Source organism: Streptomyces sp. NBC_00252 (assembly GCF_036187565.1).
In the GTDB taxonomy this organism is placed as follows: Bacteria; Actinomycetota; Actinomycetes; order Streptomycetales; family Streptomycetaceae; genus Streptomyces.
In genome coordinates, this window is record NZ_CP108087.1 from 6,739,411 (window position 1) to 6,759,193 (window position 19,783).

Below are 19,783 nucleotides of genomic sequence, written 5' to 3' on the forward strand. Positions count from 1 at the left end.
CGGACCGCCCGGACAGCACCCGTCGGCGCACGTCAGTCGCCCTCGGGTGCCGTGACGAAGTCGATCAACTCCTCGACCCGGCCGAGCAGTTCCGGCTCCAGATCCTTGTACGACCCCACCTTGGCCAGAATCGCCTGCCACACCGCACCGGTGTTTTCCGGCCAACCCAGAGCCCGGCAGACCCCCGTCTTCCAGTCCTGGCCGCGGGGGACGCGGGGCCACGCGGTGATGCCCACGGAGGACGGTTTCACGGCCTCCCAGATGTCGATGTACGGGTGGCCGACGACCAGCGCGTGCTCGCTCGTCACCGACTGGGCGATGCGCCACTCCTTGGTGCCCGGCACCAGGTGGTCCACCAGGATGCCGAGGCGCGCGTCCGGGCCGGGGGCGAACTCGTCCACGATCGACGGGAGGTCGTCGACGCCCTCCAGGTACTCGACCACCACGCCCTCGATGCGCAGGTCGTCGCCCCACACCCGCTCGACCAGCTCGGCGTCGTGCCGGCCCTCCACGTAGATCCGCCCGGCACGGGCCACACGCGCGCGTGCACCGGGGACGGCGACCGAACCGGAAGCCGTACGGGTGGGCCGCAGGGGACTCGACACGGGCCTGACCAGGGTGACCACGCGGCCCTCCAGGAGGAAGCCGCGCGGTTCCATCGGGAACACCCGGTGCTTGCCGAAGCGGTCCTCCAGGGTGACCGTGCCGGCCTCGCAGCGGATCACCGCGCCGCAGAAACCGGTGCCCGGCTCCTCGACCACGAGGCCCGCGTCCGCGGGGACCTCGGGGGCCGGCTTGGGCTTCTTCCACGGCGGGGTCAGATCGGCGGAGTACTGGCGCATTCGGATGACGATAGGAGAACCGGGGCGACGGCCGTCACGACACGCCGAAACGCGTTGCCAACGCGTCCCGTTGGGCCCGTACGAACACCGCGTCCACCACCGCTCCGTGACCGGGCACGTACAACGCGTCCTCGCCGCCGAGGGAGAGGAGACGGTCGAGCGCCGCAGGCCAGAGCGCCGGAACCGCATCCGGGCCCGCCTGCGGTGCGCCGGACTCCTCGACCAGGTCGCCGCAGAACACGACCGCCGGGGAGCCGGGGGCGAGGACCGCGAGGTCGTGGGCCGTGTGACCCGGGCCCACGTTCACCAGGAGGGCCTGGCGATCGTCGCCCAGGGGCAGCGTCCACTCGTCCGACACCAGGTGACGCGGGAGCGTCAGGGCGGCCACCGCCTCGTCGGCCACGCGCGCGTGCAGCCCGTTCTCGACGGCGTCCCCGCGCAGCGCCTCCCGCTCCTCCGCCAGCACCCGTTCCACGCCCGCCGCACCGAACACCTCCGTGTCCGCGAAGGCCGCCGCCCCGAAGACGTGGTCGAAATGCGGGTGGGTGAGCGCGAGATGGGTCACAGCGCGACCGGCGAGCGCCCGCGCCTCCGTACGCAACCTCGCGCCCTCCGCCGGGCCCGACCCCGCGTCGACCATCAGCGCCGCATCGTCGCCGATCACCAGCCCGACCGTGCAGTCCCAGCCAGGCAGCCGGCACCGGCCCACCCCGGCCGCGATCCGCTCCCATCCCAGCTCTTCCCAAGTCACCGTCACACGGCGACGCTAACGGTGAGGGCACCTCACGACGTGACATCGCAGGACCGGCCTTGCCCGAGGTGCGCCTCACGGCCGTACACTGGCCGGGGAAGGCTGGCACTCACGCGCACAGAGTGCCAGGAAAGGGCGGGCTCGCGACAAGCGGCGACAAAGGCGACCAGAACTGGGAGGTGTGCGCGGATGCTCAGCGAACGCAGGCTTCAGGTGCTGCGCGCCATCGTCCAGGACTATGTGGGCACCGAGGAGCCGGTCGGCTCCAAGGCGCTCACCGAGCGGCACAGCCTCGGCGTCTCCCCGGCGACAGTGCGCAACGACATGGCCGCCCTGGAGGACGAGGGTTTCATCGCCCAGCCGCACACCAGCGCCGGGCGCATCCCCACCGACAAGGGCTACCGGCTCTTCGTCGACAAGCTCGCCGGCGTCAAGCCGATGACAGGCCCCGAGCGCAAGGCGATCCAGAACTTCCTCGACGGCGCCGTGGACCTCGACGACGTCGTGGGCCGCACGGTCCGGCTGCTCGCGCAGCTCACCCGGCAGGTCGCCGTCGTGCAGTACCCGTCCCTGACCCGCTCGACCGTCCGGCACGTGGAGCTGCTGTCGCTGGCCCCCGCGCGCGTGATGCTCGTGCTGATCACCGACACCGGGCGGGTCGAGCAGCGCATGGTCGACTGCCCGGCGCCGTTCGGCGAGGCCTCGCTCGCGGATCTGCGGGCGCGGCTCAACAGCCGGATCGCGGGGCGCCGCTTCGCGGACGTGCCGCTGCTCGTGCAGGATCTGCCGGAGGCCTTCGAGGCCGAGGACCGCGGCACGGTGGCGACGGTGCTCTCCACCCTCCTGGAGACCCTCGTCGAGGAGACCGAGGAGCGGCTGATGATCGGCGGTACCGCCAATCTCACCCGCTTCGGACATGACTTTCCCCTCACCATCCGCCCCATCCTGGAAGCCCTGGAGGAGCAGGTCGTCCTCCTCAAGTTGCTTGGTGAGGCGGGGGATTCGGGCATGACCGTACGGATCGGTCACGAGAACGCCTACGAGGGACTCAACTCCACGTCGGTGGTCTCGGTCGGCTACGGTTCGGGCGGCGAGGCAGTCGCCAAGCTAGGCGTGGTCGGACCGACCCGCATGGATTACCCGGGAACGATGGGAGCGGTACGCGCAGTGGCACGGTACGTCGGACAGATCCTGGCGGAGTCCTAAGTGGCCACGGACTACTACGCCGTTCTCGGCGTGCGTCGCGACGCGTCGCAGGATGAGATCAAGAAGGCCTTCCGCCGGCTCGCGCGCGAGCTGCACCCGGACGTGAATCCGGACCCGAAGACCCAGGAGCGGTTCAAGGAGATCAACGCCGCTTACGAGGTGCTGTCGGACCCGCAGAAGAAGCAGGTCTACGACCTCGGCGGCGACCCCCTCTCGCAGGCGGGCGGCGGCGCGGCCGGCGGCTTCGGCGCGGGCGGCTTCGGGAACTTCTCGGACATCATGGACGCGTTCTTCGGCACGGCGTCGCAGCGCGGACCGCGCTCGCGCACCCGCCGCGGCCAGGACGCCATGATCCGGCTGGAGATCGAGCTCGACGAGGCGGCCTTCGGCACCACGAAGGACATCCAGGTCGACACGGCCGTCGTCTGCAACACCTGCAACGGCGAGGGCGCGGCCCCCGGCACCTCCGCGCAGACCTGTGACATGTGTCGCGGTCGCGGTGAGGTCTCGCAGGTGACCCGGTCCTTCCTGGGCCAGGTCATGACGTCCCGCCCCTGCCCCCAGTGCCAGGGCTTCGGCACGGTCGTGCCGACGCCGTGCCCGGAGTGCGCCGGCGACGGCCGCGTCCGCTCGCGGCGCACGCTCACGGTCAAGATCCCGGCGGGCGTGGACAACGGCACACGGATCCAGCTCGCGGGCGAGGGCGAGGTCGGCCCCGGCGGCGGCCCCGCCGGTGACCTGTACGTCGAGATCCACGAGCTGCCGCACGCGATGTTCCAGCGCCGCGGCGACGACCTGCACTGCACGGTCACGCTCCCGATGACGGCGGCGGCCCTCGGCACGAAGGTGCCGCTGGAGACGCTCGACGGCATGGAGGAGGTCGACATCCGCCCGGGCACCCAGTCCGGCCAGTCGATCCCGCTGCACACCCGGGGCATCACCCACCTGCGCGGCGGCGGCCGGGGCGACCTCATCGTCCATGTCGAGGTCACCACCCCGACCAAGCTGGACGTCGAGCAGGAGCGTCTGCTGCGCGAACTGGCGAAGCTGCGCGGCGAGGAGCGGCCCATGGGCACGTTCCAGCCGGGTCAGCAGGGGCTGTTCTCACGCCTCAAGGACGCCTTCAACGGTCGCTGAGAGGGTCCGGGGGCAGCCGCCCCCGGGCCCTCTCCTCCGTCCGGACACCCTCGCTCCCAGGCGCCCGGCGGACTCAATGCACTGGCATGTGCCGGTGCCAAGGCCGGATTCGGACTTGTTCGGAGGACGTGACAACATGCCGTCATGTCCTCCGCACTGACCGATCTCTTCCCTCATCCGATCGTGCAGGCCCCGATGGCGGGCGGTGTCTCCGTCCCGCGTCTCGCGGCCGCCGTGGCCGAGGCCGGCGGGCTGGGGTTCCTCGCCGCCGGGTACAAGACAGCCGACGGCATGTACCAGGAGATCAAGCAGCTGCGGAGCCTGACGTCCCGCCCCTTCGGCGTGAACCTCTTCATGCCGCAGCCGGAGTACGCGGACAGGGCCGCCGTCGACGTCTACGCCCACCAGCTCGCCGGTGAGGCCACGTGGTACGAGACGGAACTCGGCGACCCGGACAGCGGCCGTGAGGACGGCTACGACGCCAAACTGTCCGTCCTGCTCGACAACCCGGTGCCGGTGGCCTCCTTCCACTTCGGCATCCCGGCCCCCGAGACACTGGACTCGCTCCGCCGGGGCGGCACCTTCACCCTCGTCACCGCCACCACCGTCGAGGAGGCCCTCGCCGTGGAGCGGGCCGGTGCCGACGCGGTGATCGCACAGGGCGTCGAGGCCGGCGGCCACCAGGGCACCCACCGTGACCTCCCGGAGAACGACGGCGCCGGCCTCGGCCTGCTCTCCCTCGTCGCCCAGATCCGCGAGACCGTGAGCCTCCCGATCGTCGCCGCGGGCGGGCTGATGCGCGGCAGCCAGATCGCCGCGGCCCTCGCGGCGGGCGCGAGCGCGGCCCAGCTCGGCACGGCGTTCCTCGCCACCCCCGAGTCCGGCGCGCACCTCCTGCACAAGCAGGCGCTCACCAACCCCCTGTTCACACGCACCGAGTTGACCCGCGCGTTCTCCGGCCGCCCGGCCCGCGGCCTGGTCAACCGCTTCATGCGCGAGCACGGCCCCTACGCCCCCGCCGCGTACCCCGAGATCCACCATCTGACGTCCCCGCTCCGCAAGAAGGCCGCCGCGTCCGGCGACCCGCAGGGCATGGCGCTGTGGGCGGGCCAGGGCCACCGCATGGCCCGCGAGCTGCCGGCCGGACAGCTGGTCGAGGTCCTGGTCGCCGAACTGGCCTCCGCGCGGACAGCGTTGTCGTCGGGGGGTGACCTGCGATGACCGCGCCGGTGTTCATCCTCGACCCCCTGGTCCTGCCGGATTTCTGCGGCGGCGAGTACGTCCTCGACGGTCCCGAGGGACGGCACGCGGTTTCCGTGCGGCGGATGCGGGCCGGTGAGGACGTCGTCCTCACCGACGGACGCGGCCGGTGGATGGAGGGTGTCGTCAAGGCGGCCGAGGGCAAGGACCGGCTTGTCGTCATGGACCTGGAGTCCGTCAGCGAGGAGCCTGCGCCGCAACCCCGCATCACCGTCGTCCAGGCCCTCCCCAAGGGCGACCGCGGCGAGCTGGCCGTGGAGACGATGACCGAGACCGGCGTCGACGCGATCGTCCCCTGGGCCGCCTCCCGGTGCATCACGCAGTGGAAGGGCGAGCGGGGTCTCAAGGCCCTCGCGAAGTGGCGGGCCACCGCGCGGGAGGCCGGCAAGCAGTCCCGCCGGCTGCGCTTCCCGGAGGTCGCGGACGCGGCGACGAGCAAACAGGTTGCGGCACTTCTGGCCAAAGCCGACTTCGCCGCCGTCCTCCACGAGGACCGCGACTACGCCAGCGAGCCGCTGGCCACCGCCGAACTCCCCGCCGAGGGCGAGATCGTGCTGGTCGTGGGCCCCGAAGGAGGCGTCTCCCCCGAGGAGTTGGCGCTGTTCGAGGAGGCGGGCGCGAAGGCCTGCCGCCTCGGGCGTAGCGTGCTGCGTACATCGACGGCCGGGACCGCGGCGACCGCCCTGCTCCTGGGCCGTACCGGACGCTGGTCCTGAACCAGAGGGGATCGCCGTGGAACTCGCCCAAGTACGGCTGCTCGTCACCGACTTCGCCGCCTGCTACCGCTTCTACGCCGACGTCCTCGGCCTGAAGCCCCAGTCGGGGGCGGCCGAGGGACCGTACGAGAAGTTCAGCCCCGCGATCGGGTCCGCCGGGATCGCGCTCCAGGACCGGGCGATGATGGCCCAAGTCCTCGGGGAACTCGGGGACTTGGCGACCGGGCACCGCTCGCTTGTGGTGCTGCGCGTCGACGACCTGGACGGGTACTGCGCGCAGCTCACCGCCCGGGGCGCGGAGTTGCTGCACGGGCCCGCGCCGATGACGGACCGGATGCGGGTCGCGCATCTCAAGGACCCCGAGGGCAATGTGGTGGAGCTTCAGGAGTGGCTGCTGCTGCGCGGCTGAGGGTGGTGCGCCGGGAGACTGCGCCCCCGGCGCACGCGTGGCCGTATGCGCTCTTCCGTGTGCGCCCCGACGGTGGCAGGCTGCCGTCCATGGCGGTGTCGAGACGGAACTGGAGCCGGCCGCGCGCGCGGCGGGTCGCCGCTGTGGCGGGGCTCGCGGTGGTGACCGTGGGCGGGGCCGTGGCGTGCCAGCCCGGTGATCTCAGCGCGGCGACCGTCGCGTACACGACCGACAAGACGGCGACCGCGGAGCTGAAGCGCGACCACGTGAGCGTGCGCTATCTGACCTGCACCGGCAACTACGGCAGCGACAACAAGGTCTACACGCCCGGGAAGACGCCCTCGCCGACCGAGACCACGGTCGTCAGCGTCGACTGCCAGGGACAGACCGACGACAACCGCGACATCACGGTCACCGGCAAGGTCACCCGGGCCGTCGACGGCGCCTGTGTGCGCGGCGATCTGGTCGGCAAGGTCGGGGGCAGGCAGGTGTTCCACGTGACCGGGCTCGGCGACTGCAACGCGGTGACGCCGTCGTCCGTGAACAACCCGAATCCGACGCTGACCTACGGCCCCGGACCGACCGTCACCGTCACCAAGACGATCTGGTGCAAGGGCGACCCGACCTGCTGGCCCGTCGAAGGCAAGTGATCCAAAGGGCTGTCGGCGGCTACCCCCGGTGCATAACCTGATCAGGTGACTCAGCCCTCAGCGTCCGCAGCCCCGGCCTATCTCCGCTTCCCGCACCTGCACGGCGAGTTGGTCGCCTTCACCGCCGAGGACGACGTGTGGCTGGCGTCCCTCGACGGCGGCGGCCGGGCCTGGCGGGTCAGCGCGGAGAACGTGCCGGTGACCCACCCCCGCATCTCACCGGACGGCACCACCGTCGCCTGGACCTCCACCCGCGACGGCGCTCCCGAGGTGCACATCGCCCCGGTGGACGGCGGACCCGCCAGGCGCCTGACGTACTGGGGCAGTGCACGCACCCAGGTCCGCGGCTGGACCGCCGACGGCGAGGTCCTGGTGACCACCGCCCACGGGCAGGCCAACCTCCGCCGCAGCTGGGCCCGTTCGGTCCCGCTCGACGGCGGACCGGCGACGACCCTCCCGTACGGCTGGGTGGGCGACGTCGCCCGCGGCGAGCACGCCACGGTCCTCCTCTCCGCGCCGATGGGCCGCGAGGCCGCCTGGTGGAAGCGCTACCGGGGCGGCACCGCGGGCAAGTTGTGGATCGACCGAGAGGGCGACGGCGCATTCACGCGCCTGCACGAGGAGTTGGACGGCAACCTCGAGTACCCGGTGTGGACGGGGGAGCGGATCGCGTTCCTCTCCGACCACGAGGGCACCGGCGCGCTCTACTCCTCCCTCGCCGACGGCTCCGACCTCCGCCGCCACACTCCTCTCGACGGCTTCTACGCCCGGCACGCGTCCGGTGACGGCACCCGGGTCGTCTACTCCTCCGCCGGTGAACTCTGGATCCTGGACGACCTGGACGGCGCCGAACCGCGCCGCCTCGACATCCGCCTCGGCGGCCAGCGCACCGACCAGCAGCCCTACCCGGTCGCCGCCGCCCGCTGGTTCGGGTCCGCGTCCCCCGACCACACCGCGCGCGGCAGCGCGGTCGCCGTACGCGGCGCCGTCCACTGGGTCACCCACCGCTCGGGCCCCGCCCGCGTGCTCACCGCCACCCCCGGCGTCCGCGCCCGGCTGCCCCGCACCTTCCGCACGGACGGCGAGGAGTGGGTGGTGTGGGTGACGGACGCCGAGGGCGACGACGCCCTGGAGTTCGCCCCCGCCACCGGCCTCGCCCCGGGTGCCACCCCGCGCAGGCTCGCCGCGGGACAGCTCGGCCGCGTCCTCGCCCTCACCGTCGCCCCCGACGGCAGCCGGGTCGCCGTGGCGTCGCACGACGGCCGGGTCCTCCTGATCGAGCGCGAGACCGGCGAGGTCCGCGAGGTCGACCGCAGCGAGGACGGCGACGCCTCGGGCCTCGCCTTCTCCCCGGACTCGGCCTGGCTCGCCTGGTCGCACCCGGGCCCGCGCCCCCTCCGCCAGCTCAAGCTGGCCAACACCACGGACCTGTCGGTCACGGAGGCCACCCCCCTCCGCTTCCGGGACTACGCCCCCGCCTTCACCCTCGACGGCAAACACCTGGTCTTCCTCTCCACCCGCTCCTTCGACCCGGTCTACGACGAGCACGTCTTCGACCTGGCCTTCGTGGTCGGCGACCGCCCGCACCTCATCACCCTGGCCGCGACGACCCCGTCCCCCTTCGGACCGCAGCGCCACGGCCGCCCCTTCGAGGCCCCCGACAAGGACGAGACCCCCGACAGCGAGGGCCGCCCCACCACCCGCGTCGACCTCGAAGGCCTCGCCGACCGCATCGTCGCCTTCCCGGTCGAGGCCGGCCGCTACTCCAACCTGCGCACCGCCAAGGACGGCGTCCTGTGGCTGCGCCACCCGGTCCTCGGCGTCCTCGGCGCCACCCGCGCGACCCCCGAAGACCCGGACCCCAAAACGGAGTTGGAGCGCTACGACCTCGCCCAGCAGCGCATCGAGCACCTCGCGGGGGACGCCGACCACTTCGAGGTCAGCGGCGACGGCAAACGCGTCCTGCTGTGGACCGACCACAAACTCCGGGTCGTCCCGAGCGACCGCCGCGCCTCCGGCTCGGACGACGACGACAGCGACACGAACATCAACGTCGACCTGTCCCGCATCCGCCAGACCGTCGACCCGGCCGCCGAGTGGCGCCAGATGTACGACGAGACCGGCCGCATCATGCGCGACAACTTCTGGCGCGAGGACATGAGCGGCGTCGACTGGGACGCGGTCCTCGACCGCTACCGCCCCGTCCTGGACCGGGTAGCCACCCACGACGACCTGGTCGACCTCCTCTGGGAGGTGCACGGCGAACTCGGCACCTCGCACGCCTACGTCACTCCCCGCGGCGGCCACGGCCACGGCGAACGCCAGGGCCTCCTCGGCGCCGACATCTCCCGTCACGAGGACGGCAGTTGGCGCATCGACCGCATCCTCCCCTCGGAGACCTCCGACCCGCACGCCCGAGCCCCCCTGGCCGCCCCCGGCGTGGCGGTCCGCACGGGAGACGCGATCCTCGCGGTGGCGGGCCAACCCGTGGACCCGGTCACGGGCCCCGCCCCCCTCCTCGTCGGCACCGCGGGCAAACCCATCGAGCTGACGATCTCCCCGGCCGCCGGCGGCGACCCGCGCCACGCGATCGTCGTCCCCCTCGCCGACGAGGAACCCCTCTACTACCACGCCTGGGTCGCCGACCGCCGCGCCTACGTCCACGAGAAGTCGGGCGGCCGCCTCGGCTACCTCCACGTCCCCGACATGCAGGCCCCCGGCTGGGCCCAGATCCACCGCGACCTGCGCGTCGAGGTGGCCCGCGAGGGCCTGGTGGTCGACGTCCGCGAGAACCGCGGCGGCCACACATCCCAACTGGTCATCGAGAAACTCGCCCGCCGCATCGTCGGCTGGGACCTCCCCCGAGGCATGCGCCCCTACAGCTACCCCGAGGACGCCCCCCGCGGCCCCGTGGTCGCCGTGGCCAACGAGTTCTCCGGCTCCGACGGCGACATCGTCAACGCGGCGATCAAGGCCCTGGGCATCGGCCCGGTGGTCGGCACCCGCACGTGGGGCGGGGTCATCGGCATCGACAGCAGGTATCGGTTGGTCGACGGCACCCTGATCACCCAGCCCAAGTACGCGTTCTGGCTGGAGGGTTACGGCTGGGGCGTCGAGAACCACGGCGTGGACCCGGACGTAGAGGTGGTCCAGCGGCCCCAGGACTACGCGGCGGGCAGGGACACGCAATTGGACGAGGCGATCCGCCTGGCACTGGAGAAACTGGAGACCGTTCCCGCAAAAACCCCTCCAGGCTTGCCAACTTAAGGGGCGCGAGGCTGTGTCGATGTGCGGCTCCGCCGCGTGGGCGCGCCCAGCCACAACGGCGCAGCACCCGACGACGATACGATGCCCCCCCGTAAAACGCCGCTCAACCCCCGGAGGGGAACGCACATGTCAGGGGACCCGCAGGACGACTGCCTGTTCTGCAAGATCGTCGCAGGCCACATCCCCGCGACGATCATCCGAGAGACACCCACCACCGTCGCGTTCCGGGACATCAACCCCCAGGCCCCCACCCACGTCCTGGTCATCCCGAGGGTCCACTACCCGGACGCCGCCTCCCTCGCCGCAGCCGACCCCACGGTCGCCGCGGACGTGCTCCGCGAGGCGGGCGAGGTGGCAGCGGACGAGAAGCTCGACAGCTACCGCGTCATCTTCAACACCGGCAGCGGCGTGGGCCAGACCGTCTTCCACGCCCACGCCCACGTCATGGGCGGCCGCGGCATGCAGTGGCCGCCCGGATAACCCACCGTGTCCGTACGTGAACTGGTGATCCTGGGCACGGCGAGCCAGGTACCCACCCGCCACCGCAACCACAACGGCTACCTCCTCCGCTGGGACGGCGAGGGCATCCTCTTCGACCCCGGAGAGGGCACCCAGCGCCAGATGCTGCGCGCCGGGGTGGCCGCGCACGACCTGAACCGGATCTGCGTCACCCACTTCCACGGCGACCACTCCCTCGGCCTCGCGGGCGTCATCCAGCGCATCAACCTGGACCGCGTCCCGCACCCGGTCACCGCGCACTACCCGAAGTCGGGCCAGCGTTTCTTCGACCGCCTGCGCTATGCGACGGCGTACCGGGAGACGGTGGGCATCACGGAGTCCCCGGTGTCGGAGGACGGCGTACTCGCCACCACTCCCGCCTACACCCTGGAGACGCACAAGCTCTCCCACCCCGTCGAGTCCTACGGCTACCGCCTCACCGAACCCGACGGCCGCCGCATGCTCCCCGACCGCCTGGCCGCGCACGGCATCAAGGGCCCGGACGTGGGCCGCATCCAGCGCGAGGGGACGGTGGACGGAGTCTCGCTGGACGATGTCAGCGAGGTACGCCGAGGCCAGCGTTTCGCGTTCATCATGGACACCGGGCTCTGTGACGGAGTACAGGTCCTCGCGGAAGGCTGCGACCTCCTGGCGATCGAGTCGACGTTCCTGGACGAGGACGAGCAATTGGCCGTGGACCACGGCCACTTGACCGCGGGGCAGGCGGCGAGGGTGGCGCAGGAAGCAGGCGTACGGCACCTGGTCCTCACCCACTTCAGCCAGCGCTACTCCGAACCGGAGGAGTTCGAGCGGCAGGCACGGGCGGCGGGGTTCGAGGGGGAGCTGACCGTGGCGCGCGATCTGCTCAGGGTGCCGGTTCCGAAACGGCGATAAAACACCCGTACGATACTTCGATGCCCATTCCCAAAGCCGAACTGCACCTGCACATCGAAGGCACCCTGGAACCCGAGCTGGCTTTCGCGCTCGCGGCCCGCAACGGCGTCGAGCTGCCGTACGCGGACACCGAGGAACTCCGCAAGGCGTACCTCTTCGACGACCTCCAGACCTTCCTGAACCTCTACTACGAGCTGATGGCCGTCCTGCGCACCGAGCAGGACTTCGAGGACCTCGCCAACGGCTATCTCGCCCGCGCCGCCGCGCAGGGCGTACGGCACGCGGAGATCTTCTTCGACCCGCAGGCGCACATCGCTCGGGGCGTGGACATGGGCACGGTCGTGGAGGGCCTGTGGCGGGCCCTGGGCAGCAGCGAGACCGACCACGGCATCTCGACCCGGCTCATCCTGTGCTTCCTGCGCGACGAGTCCGCCGACTCGGCGATGGCGACCCTGGACGCGGCCAGGCCGTACCTCGACAGGATCACCGGCATCGGCCTCGACTCGGCCGAGGTCGGCCACCCGCCGGTGAAGTTCCGCGAGGTCTACGAGGCCGCCGCCGCGCTGGGTCTACGACGCGTCGCGCACGCCGGTGAGGAGGGCCCGCCGGCCTACATCACCGAGGCGCTGGACGTCCTCGGCGTCGAGCGCATCGACCACGGTCTGCGCTGCATGGAGGACGCGGAACTGGTGGCGAGGCTGGTCAGGGACCGCGTCCCGCTCACCCTCTGCCCCCTCTCGAACGTCCGGCTGCGCGCCGTGGACGTCCTCGCCGAGCACCCGCTCCCGGCGATGCTGGAAGCGGGCCTGCTCTGCACGGTCAACTCCGACGACCCGGCGTACTTCGGCGGGTACGCCGGCGACAACTTCGACGCGGTCCGCTCGGCGCTCGGCCTGACCGAGGAGAGGCTGCGGGAACTGGCCCGGAACTCCTTCGTCGCGTCCTTCCTCGAGGACGACGAGGAGCGGCGGTCGGGGTATCTCGCGGAGGTCGAGGCGTACGAGTTCCGGTAGGCGGGTGCTGAGGCCGCGGGCCGGTGGGGGCTGATCGCGCGCCGGCCAGGAGGATCAGTTTGTCGGCCGCGCCCATGTCGACGAGCCGCTCAGCTGCCGGTGGCCGCTGCCGTCTGCTGGGGTCCCGCCGTGTAGTAGTCACCTTGGGCCGGGACGGCCGCGGTGTCCAGATCGATCTCGACGACCGGCTGCTCGGGGGCGCCGATCTGCGGGACCGTGCCGCAGGGTGAGCCGGTCGACGCGGCGACCACGGCGGCCGGGGTGCCCCCGCGCCGCCGGACGGTGCCCGGCACCAGCAGTCGGCCGCCGGTGTGGAGGGCGACCCCGGTCATCGGTACGGCGATCACGACCAGCCCGACCGCGAGGATCGCGCCCATCGCGGGGAACCCGGCCCGCGCCGACAGCACGCTGCCCGCGAGGGGTCCCGCCGCCGTGCCGAGGGACGAGGCCGAGCCGACGAGGACGGCCCAACGCCCGCGCGGATCAAGGGAGGCGGCGAGACCGAGGACGTAGGACAGGACGATCGGGTAGAGGGTGTTCCAGACGATCTCGCCGGTCGCGAACGTCCGCAGGTCGTGCGCGGACGCGCTGAGCGCGATGCAGCCCGCGATGAGCGCCGTGCCCGCGCCGATCGGCACCGCGCGCCCCAGCCGGGAGCCGAGCGCCCCCGCGCCGATCACGCCGACCAGACCGGTGCCGAGCGCGATGGCGAAGACCGCGCCGACGGTGACCTCGGAGAGGTGCGCCTGGTGGATGCCGATACGGCCGCTGACGCCCCAGAGGGAGTTCTGCGCGAGGGACCAGCACAGCAGGGTGCCGGCGAGGACGAGTCCGGCGCGGCGGTGGGGGAGTCCTGCGGTCTCCACGCGCGTGTGCGCGGTCACCGTACGGACCGGGAGGCGGCCGGTCAGAGGCCATACGGCGAGTGCCGTGAGGGCGATCGCGGCGAGCGGCTGGCCGTGGCCGGGGCCGAGGTGCGGGACCGTGAGGTAGACGGCTCCCGCGAGCGCGGACACGCACAACAGGCCGAGCGTGGACGCGCGGTGGGGGTCCCGTTCGGCGGCGATGCCGGACGCGGCGACCGTGGTGGCCGTACCCGAGCCGAACCCGCCGACGACCGCGCCCGCGATGACCGCGGGGACGGCGTGGGTGAGGGCGGCCGAGCCGTACCCCAGCACGGCGAGGACGAGGCCGATCCGCGCGAGCGTGCGCGGCCCGACCCGGTCGACCCGCGACGCGAGCAGAAACCCGGCCGCCGCCGAACTCAGCAGCAGCGCACTGCCGACGGCACCGGCCTGCGTGGCGGAGAGCGGCAGCCCCGAGTCGAGCCTGCCGACGGTGGTGGGGAGGAGATAGGGGGCGAGGTACCCGGCCGTGAAAAGGGCGACGAGGGGCCAGGGCGTGGTGGTGCGGGCGAACACGGGCGTTCCCAGGGCATGCGAAAGAAGCGGCTCAAAAGGGGGATTGGGCGACGACCGTCGACAGACAGGAACGCGCGGGCAATTTGTATCAAGCACGCGCTTCACGAAAGAAGGGCGGGGGGTGTGATCTGGGGCACGTCCAGTTTGGAGTCGGGGAGACCGGGTAAACGAGCGCCCAATTCGCGGTGCCGGGTGGTGCATTCAGCCCCTACGGCAACCTCTCAGCACAGGCCGTCAAAACCCAGCCCGTCCGGCAACCTCTCAACACAGGCCGGTACAACTCAGCCCGTCCGGCGTTTGAGGACGAGGCCCCTTCAGGGCCGAAGCGGGGGTCTGGGGGCGCAGCCCCCGGAAGGCGCGCCCACGACCACCGCCACCGACCACCCGCGCCGCACCCACGACTACCGCCATTGAACCGCCCCACCACCCACCGGCGCCGCCCCCTCGATCTTCGCCCGCACCTCCCGCATGACAGCCACGATCTCCCCCTCATGCCCCGCCGTCAGCCGAGCCACCGGCACCGAGCAACTGATCGCATCCAACGCGGGCCGGTCGTACCGCAACGCGAACCCGAACCCGACGATCCCGAGCACACCCTCCTCACGGTCGATCGAGTACCCCCGCGCCCGGACCGCCGCGAGATCGGCCACCAAGGCCCCCCGGTCGGTATGGGTGTTGGGCGTGGCCGCCACGTACGGCCCCTCCGGCACCTCCCCGTCCGACCGCTCCGCGAGCAACGCCTTCCCCAGAGCGCCGACATGCGCGGGCAACCGCCGCCCCACCCGACTGATGGTCCGCAGATACTCGTGGGACTCCCTCGTCGCCAGATACGCCACGTCCCACCCGTCCAGCCGCCCCAGATGGATCGTCTCCCCGAGCGCCTCGGACGCCTCGTCGAGATACGGCCGTACGGTCCGCACGCGAGGGTCGGAGTCCAGATAGGTCGTGCCGGTGAGCAGCGCGTGGATGCCGATCCCGTAGAGCGACCCGGTGATGTCCGTACGGACCCAGCCGTGCGCGATCAGGGTCTGGAGGAGGGCGTACATGGAGCTGCGCGGCACGCCCAGCTCGTCGGCGAGTTCCTGGAGCCGCGCGGGCCGGTCACCGCGCGCGGCGAGCAGTTCGAGCAGCTCGACCGTGCGGGCGGCCGATTTCACCTCGCGGACGCCACCGGGCTCTGACATGCGCCGATGGTAGCGAGAGCGGCCGGGGAGGCGACGGCCCGGCGGCGATCGGCGGCAGGCCCCATTGACGGTCGCGGTTCGCGTATCTAATCTCGGTTTGCATACGTGGATAGCGTCTACATAGGGAGATGGCACAGTGAACGCCGACACGGAGACCGTGGTGCGCAGGCTCCGGGACGGGATGGCGGGCGGCGTCCTCTCCTTCCCGCTGACCTCCTTCCACGACGACGGCTCCCTCGACCCCGCCGGCTTCCGCACCCATGTCGCGGCCCAGATCGCCACCGCCCCCGGCGCCGTGTTCCCCGCCTGCGGCACCGGTGAGTTCTTCTCGCTGGACGAGGACGAGTACCGCACGGTCGTCACCCTCGCCGTCGAGGAGGCGGCCGGCCGCGTCCCCGTCGTCGCCGGCGTCGGCTACGGCTGGGCACAGGCCGCCCGCTTCGCCCGCATCGCCGAGGAGGCCGGCGCCGACGCGCTGCTCGTCCTGCCGCACTACCTCGTCGCCGCCCCGCAGGACGGCCTGGTGGCCCAGCTGGAACAGCTCGCCGCCCGCACCCGGCTCCCGCTCATCGCCTACCAGCGCGGCCAAGTCGCCTTCACCGCAAGCTCGTTGAGGCGGATCGCGGCGATCCCCGGAGTCATCGGCCTCAAGGACGGCCACAGCGACCTCGACCGTCTGCAACGCCTCACCCTGGCCGCCCCCGAGGGCTTCCTCTTCTTCAACGGCGCCTCCACCGCCGAGATCCAGGCCCGCGCCTACGCCACCGTCGGCGTCCCCGCCTACTCCTCCGCCGTCCACGCCTTCGCCCCCGAGATCGCGAACGCCTTCTTCGCCGCCCTGCGGGACGGCGACGACAAGACGGTGGAGCGGCTGCTGCGCGACTTCTACGTCCCGTTCGTCGAACTCCGCGACCGCGTACCGGGATACGCCGTCTCCCTGGTCAAGGCGGCGGCCCGGCTGCGCGGCCGTCCGGTGGGCCCCGTGCGCGCCCCGCTCACCGACCCCTCGGCCGCCGACCTGGCCGACCTCACCGTCCTGCTCGCCACCGGACTCGACCTCGTAGGAGCCGCGCTGTGAACCTCACCATCGCCGACGTCCGGCTGACCCCGATCCTGGTGGCCGACCCGCCCCTGCTGAACACCCAGGGCGTCCACCAGCCCTACACCCCGCGCCTGATCGTCGAGATCGAGACGGCCGACGGCGTCACCGGCCTCGGCGAGACCTACGGCGACACCAAGTACCTGGAGCTGGCCCGCCCCTTCGCCGAGAAACTGATCGGTCGTCAGATCACCGACCTGAACGGCCTGTTCACGGTCGCCGACGAGCTGGCCGTGGACAGTTCGCGGGTCTCCGGGCAGGTCGACGTCGGCGGGCTGCGCGGGGTCCAGACCGCCGACAAGCTGCGGCTGTCCGTCGTCTCCGCCTTCGAGGTCGCCTGCCTCGACGCCCTCGGCAAGGCACTCGGGCTGCCCGTGCACGCGCTGCTCGGCGGCAAGGTGAGGGACGCCGTCGAGTACAGCGCGTACCTGTTCTACAAGTGGGCCGACCACCCCGAGGGCGTGGTGGGCGAGAAGGACGACTGGGGTGCCGCGATCGACCCGGCCGGAGTCGTCGAGCAGGCACGGAAGTTCAAGGAGCGGTACGGCTTCACCTCCTTCAAGCTCAAGGGCGGAGTCTTCCCGCCGGACGAGGAGATCGCCGCCGTACGGGCGTTGGCCGAGGCCTTCCCCGACCACCCCCTCCGCCTCGACCCCAACGGCGCCTGGTCCGTGGAGACTTCGCTGAAGGTCGCCAACGAGCTCGGGGACGTCCTCGAGTACCTGGAGGACCCGGCGCTCGGCACCCCCGCCATGGCCGAGGTGTCCGCCGGGACCGACGTGCCGCTCGCCACCAACATGTGCGTGACGACGTTCGCCGAGATCGAGGAGGCGTTCAGGAAGGACGCCGTACAGGTGGTGCTCTCCGACCACCACTACTGGGGCGGACTGCGCAACACCCAGCAACTGGCCGCCATCTGCCGCACGTTCGGCGTCGGCATCTCCATGCACTCCAACACCCACCTCGGCATCAGCCTCGCCGCGATGACCCACGTCGCGTCGACCGTCCCCAACCTCCACCACGCCTGCGACTCCCACTACCCCTGGCAGTCGGAGGACGTCCTCACCGAACGCCTCACCTTCGCCGACGCCAAGGTCACCGTCTCCGACGCCCCCGGCCTCGGCGTCGAACTCGACCGCGCCAAGCTGGAGTTCCTGCACCGGCGGTGGCTCGACGACGACGGCACGCTGCGCGAACGCGACGACGCGGCGGCGATGCGGATCACCGACCCGGAGTGGGTCACCCCCTCGATGCCGCGCTGGTAGCGGCGTACGACGACCCCGGGCGCGGCCGGATCCGGACGCGCCCGCGCGGTCCCCGGGGACCGACCGGGCGCCGGGCGCGGCAGCCGCCGTAGGGCCCGGACCTGCGGACGGCCGGGACCGGCGCGACGGGTGGTCCCGGAGCGGGAGTCGGCGGCACGGTTGCGGGGTGGTGCACACTGGCCTGATCCGTATCACGTCAGGGAGCGCACCGTGACCGCGTCCAACGCGTCCACCTCCGACGGCGCAGGGCCGTCCTGCCGGGCCACCGAGGTCGACCCCCTGGCCGGGCTGCGCGCGGCGGGCGATCCGCCCTGGGACGTGTACCTCACCGGCACCGTCTTCCTCGACATCATCTTCACCGGGCTCGAGTCCGCGCCGGTGCGCGGCACCGAGTCCTGGGCGCGGGGGATGGGTTCGAGCCCCGGCGGTGTGGCCAACATGGCGACCGCGCTGGCCCGCCTCGGCCTGCGTACCTCGCTCGCCGCGGCCTTCGGTGACGACCACTACGGCGAGTACTGCTGGGACGCGCTCGCGCAGGGCGAGGGTATCGACCTCTCCGCCTCCCGCACGGTGCCGGGCTGGCACTCACCGGTCACCGTGTCGATGGCCTACGAGGGCGAACGCACGATGGTGTCGCACGGCCACGAGCCGCCCCCCGAGGTCGTGTTCGGGCAGGGCGGCGCCCCTGACTGCCCGCCACGCGCACGTGCCGCCGTCGCCTCCCTCACCCCCGGCAAGCAGGCCCCCTGGGTCGCGCAGGCCGCGAGCGAGGGCACCCGGATCTTCGCCGACGTCGGCTGGGACGACACCGGCGCCTGGGACCTCGCCGGGCTCCCCGACCTCGCGCACTGCGAGGCGTTCCTGCCGAACGCGGAGGAGGCCATGCGCTACACCGGCGCCGACTGCCCCCGCGCCGCCGCCCACGCGCTCACCGAACACGTGCCGCTCGCCGTGGTCACCCTCGGCGCGGACGGCGCGTACGCCGTGGACCGTCGTACGGGGGAGTCCGCCGAGGTCCCGGCGATCGCCGTCGAGGCCCTCGACCCCACCGGCGCGGGTGACGTCTTCGTCGCCGGTTTCGTCACCGGCACCCTGGCCGGCTGGCCGCTCGCCGACCGGCTCGCCTTCGCCGGCCTCACCGCCGCCCTCTCCGTCCAGGAGTTCGGCGGCTCCCTCTCCGCGCCGGGCTGGTCCGAGATCGGCGCCTGGTGGCGCAAGGTCCACTCCGTCGCGGGCCAGGACCCGACCGCCCTCGACCGGTACGCGTTCCTCGCCGGACTGGTACCGGAGGAGGAGCCGGGCGGCGGCAGCCCCTGGCCGCTGCGCCGGGCGGTGCCGACGATCGGGTTCGGCAGGTCCACCTAGGGGTGCGGGCCGCGCGCCCGGTACGCGGCCGGTCCGGGTGAACGTTCCTGCTCAGCCGCCGCAGCGCACCTCTCAGCGGGCCTCCGCCCGCTCCACCACACCGCCGACCACGTCCCGTACAGCCTCGAAGACCGCCTCGGGCAGTGTGCCGAGCGGAGTCAGCGCCAGAGCGCGCAGGATTCGGCCGGTGTCCGGGTCGTAGGGGACGGTCTCGCTGAGCACGTCGTAGCCGTCGCGGACGGCGACCCGTAGGACCGGTGTGTCCGTGCCCTCCGCCGGGCCCACGGCCGCCGCGACCACGAAGGGGACCCCGCCCCGCAGCTGATCGGTCAGCTTGCGGTAGCCGGTGGCCACCGGCTCGGGCCAGCGCAGGCTCAGCAGCAGCGGCTTCTTCGCGAGGAGTTCGGCGAGGTCGGTCTCGACGGGGCCGTCCTGCTCCAGGACCAGCGCACGGGCGTCCAGCACCAGCGCGGCCGGGAGCAGACAGCGCAGCGTGCTGCCGACTATGTTGCCGCCGACCGTCGCGGCCCTGCGCACCGCACCGGTGCCCACCCCGCCCGCGGCCCCGCGCAGCACCTCGGGCACCCGCTCGTCGATCTGGTGCAGCAGCACGGCCGAGCCCAGCGTCCCGTCCCCGATCACCTTCGCCTCGGGCACCTCACGCAAGGACATCGCCTGCTCGGGGAAACCGTCCCGTTGCCAGTCCGCCCAGACCAGGGTCGCCCCACCGACGGGCACCGCCCCCTCGGCCAGGCACGACTGTGCTTCGGACACGGACCTGGGCAGACGCACGTGCACAGCGGCCG

Annotated in this window: 18 protein-coding genes; 13 read left to right on the forward strand and 5 right to left on the reverse strand. The window is 72.4% G+C overall.

The genetic code is table 11. From position 1 onward, the window contains the following. Positions 1–32 precede the first annotated feature (32 nt). The gene (locus OHT77_RS29820; RefSeq protein WP_328831495.1) at positions 33–842 is read right to left on the reverse strand and encodes a DUF3097 domain-containing protein; all 810 of its coding nucleotides are present in this window, start codon (positions 840–842) and stop codon (positions 33–35) included. 34 nt (positions 843–876) lie between these two features. Beyond that, positions 877–1,599, reverse strand: coding sequence for an MBL fold metallo-hydrolase (locus OHT77_RS29825; protein ID WP_328831496.1), 723 nt, complete (start codon positions 1,597–1,599; stop codon positions 877–879). A gap of 183 nt (positions 1,600–1,782) precedes the next feature. Between OHT77_RS29825 and hrcA the strand changes: the two genes are divergently transcribed. The 10 genes from hrcA to OHT77_RS29875 all read left to right on the forward strand — a co-directional run bounded on the left by hrcA (position 1,783) and on the right by OHT77_RS29875 (position 12,643). Continuing rightward, entirely contained in the window at positions 1,783–2,799 is a 1,017-nt protein-coding gene (gene hrcA / locus OHT77_RS29830; protein WP_266768556.1) for a heat-inducible transcriptional repressor HrcA, read from the forward strand. Then, entirely contained in the window at positions 2,800–3,936 is a 1,137-nt protein-coding gene (dnaJ, locus tag OHT77_RS29835) for a molecular chaperone DnaJ (RefSeq protein WP_328831498.1), read from the forward strand. 144 nt (positions 3,937–4,080) lie between these two features. Then, positions 4,081–5,157 (forward strand): nitronate monooxygenase, encoded by a 1,077-nt coding sequence (locus OHT77_RS29840; protein ID WP_328831499.1) that lies wholly within the window; start codon positions 4,081–4,083, stop codon positions 5,155–5,157. Further along, a complete protein-coding gene (locus OHT77_RS29845; RefSeq protein ID WP_328831500.1) occupies positions 5,154–5,912 on the forward strand; it encodes a 16S rRNA (uracil(1498)-N(3))-methyltransferase in 759 nt (252 codons plus the stop codon). The genes OHT77_RS29840 and OHT77_RS29845 overlap by 4 nt, the downstream gene beginning before the upstream one ends. Before the next feature lie 16 nt (positions 5,913–5,928). Continuing rightward, positions 5,929–6,321: a VOC family protein gene (locus tag OHT77_RS29850; protein WP_328831501.1), complete on the forward strand. Its 393-nt coding sequence runs from the start codon at positions 5,929–5,931 to the stop codon at positions 6,319–6,321. An 89-nt stretch (positions 6,322–6,410) separates the two neighbouring features. After that, entirely contained in the window at positions 6,411–6,971 is a 561-nt protein-coding gene (locus tag OHT77_RS29855) for a hypothetical protein (RefSeq protein ID WP_328831502.1), read from the forward strand. 45 nt (positions 6,972–7,016) lie between these two features. Next, positions 7,017–10,238, forward strand: coding sequence for a S41 family peptidase (locus OHT77_RS29860; RefSeq protein ID WP_328831503.1), 3,222 nt, complete (start codon positions 7,017–7,019; stop codon positions 10,236–10,238). A gap of 126 nt (positions 10,239–10,364) precedes the next feature. Next, entirely contained in the window at positions 10,365–10,718 is a 354-nt protein-coding gene (locus OHT77_RS29865; RefSeq protein ID WP_328831504.1) for a histidine triad nucleotide-binding protein, read from the forward strand. A 6-nt stretch (positions 10,719–10,724) separates the two neighbouring features. Next, positions 10,725–11,630 carry a ribonuclease Z gene (locus OHT77_RS29870; protein WP_328831506.1) on the forward strand — a complete coding sequence of 302 codons (906 nt, stop codon included), beginning with the start codon at positions 10,725–10,727 and terminating at the stop codon, positions 11,628–11,630. Positions 11,631–11,650: 20 nt separating this feature from the next. Beyond that, on the forward strand, positions 11,651–12,643 hold the full coding sequence (locus tag OHT77_RS29875; RefSeq protein ID WP_328831507.1) for an adenosine deaminase: 993 nt from the start codon (positions 11,651–11,653) through the stop codon (positions 12,641–12,643). Positions 12,644–12,732: 89 nt separating this feature from the next. On the opposite strand, the gene OHT77_RS29880 is transcribed toward OHT77_RS29875, so the two are convergent. After that, positions 12,733–14,064 carry an MFS transporter gene (locus OHT77_RS29880; protein WP_328831508.1) on the reverse strand — a complete coding sequence of 444 codons (1,332 nt, stop codon included), beginning with the start codon at positions 14,062–14,064 and terminating at the stop codon, positions 12,733–12,735. Between the two features lie 401 nt (positions 14,065–14,465). After that, positions 14,466–15,248: an IclR family transcriptional regulator gene (locus OHT77_RS29885; protein WP_328831509.1), complete on the reverse strand. Its 783-nt coding sequence runs from the start codon at positions 15,246–15,248 to the stop codon at positions 14,466–14,468. Between the two features lie 181 nt (positions 15,249–15,429). Here OHT77_RS29885 and OHT77_RS29890 point away from each other — a divergent pair, with 181 nt between their 5' ends. The 3 genes from OHT77_RS29890 to OHT77_RS29900 all read left to right on the forward strand — a co-directional run bounded on the left by OHT77_RS29890 (position 15,430) and on the right by OHT77_RS29900 (position 18,977). Continuing rightward, positions 15,430–16,326 carry a 5-dehydro-4-deoxyglucarate dehydratase gene (locus OHT77_RS29890; RefSeq protein ID WP_328834381.1) on the forward strand — a complete coding sequence of 299 codons (897 nt, stop codon included), beginning with the start codon at positions 15,430–15,432 and terminating at the stop codon, positions 16,324–16,326. After that, the gene (locus OHT77_RS29895; RefSeq protein WP_328831510.1) at positions 16,323–17,612 is read left to right on the forward strand and encodes a glucarate dehydratase family protein; all 1,290 of its coding nucleotides are present in this window, start codon (positions 16,323–16,325) and stop codon (positions 17,610–17,612) included. Before OHT77_RS29890 ends, OHT77_RS29895 begins: the two co-directional genes overlap by 4 nt. Positions 17,613–17,822: 210 nt before the next feature. Beyond that, the gene (locus OHT77_RS29900) at positions 17,823–18,977 is read left to right on the forward strand and encodes a carbohydrate kinase family protein (protein WP_328831511.1); all 1,155 of its coding nucleotides are present in this window, start codon (positions 17,823–17,825) and stop codon (positions 18,975–18,977) included. A gap of 72 nt (positions 18,978–19,049) precedes the next feature. Here the strand turns inward: OHT77_RS29900 and OHT77_RS29905 are convergent, their stop codons facing one another. Continuing rightward, complete coding sequence (locus OHT77_RS29905) at positions 19,050–19,775, reverse strand: FAD binding domain-containing protein (RefSeq protein ID WP_328831512.1); 726 nt, start codon at positions 19,773–19,775, stop codon at positions 19,050–19,052. Between the last annotated feature and the right edge of the window lie 8 nt (positions 19,776–19,783).

Coding starts and splice junctions, on each gene's coding strand:
- OHT77_RS29820 (WP_328831495.1), bottom strand. CDS start 842: ATGCGCCAGTACTCCGCCGATCTGACCCCGCCGTGGAAGAAGCCCAAG.
- OHT77_RS29845 (WP_328831500.1), top strand. CDS start 5,154: ATGACCGCGCCGGTGTTCATCCTCGACCCCCTGGTCCTGCCGGATTTC.
- OHT77_RS29865 (WP_328831504.1), top strand. CDS start 10,365: ATGTCAGGGGACCCGCAGGACGACTGCCTGTTCTGCAAGATCGTCGCA.
- OHT77_RS29875 (WP_328831507.1), top strand. CDS start 11,651: ATGCCCATTCCCAAAGCCGAACTGCACCTGCACATCGAAGGCACCCTG.
- OHT77_RS29885 (WP_328831509.1), bottom strand. CDS start 15,248: ATGTCAGAGCCCGGTGGCGTCCGCGAGGTGAAATCGGCCGCCCGCACG.
- OHT77_RS29890 (WP_328834381.1), top strand. CDS start 15,430: ATGGCGGGCGGCGTCCTCTCCTTCCCGCTGACCTCCTTCCACGACGAC.
- hrcA (WP_266768556.1), top strand. CDS start 1,783: ATGCTCAGCGAACGCAGGCTTCAGGTGCTGCGCGCCATCGTCCAGGAC.
- OHT77_RS29840 (WP_328831499.1), top strand. CDS start 4,081: ATGTCCTCCGCACTGACCGATCTCTTCCCTCATCCGATCGTGCAGGCC.
- OHT77_RS29855 (WP_328831502.1), top strand. CDS start 6,411: ATGGCGGTGTCGAGACGGAACTGGAGCCGGCCGCGCGCGCGGCGGGTC.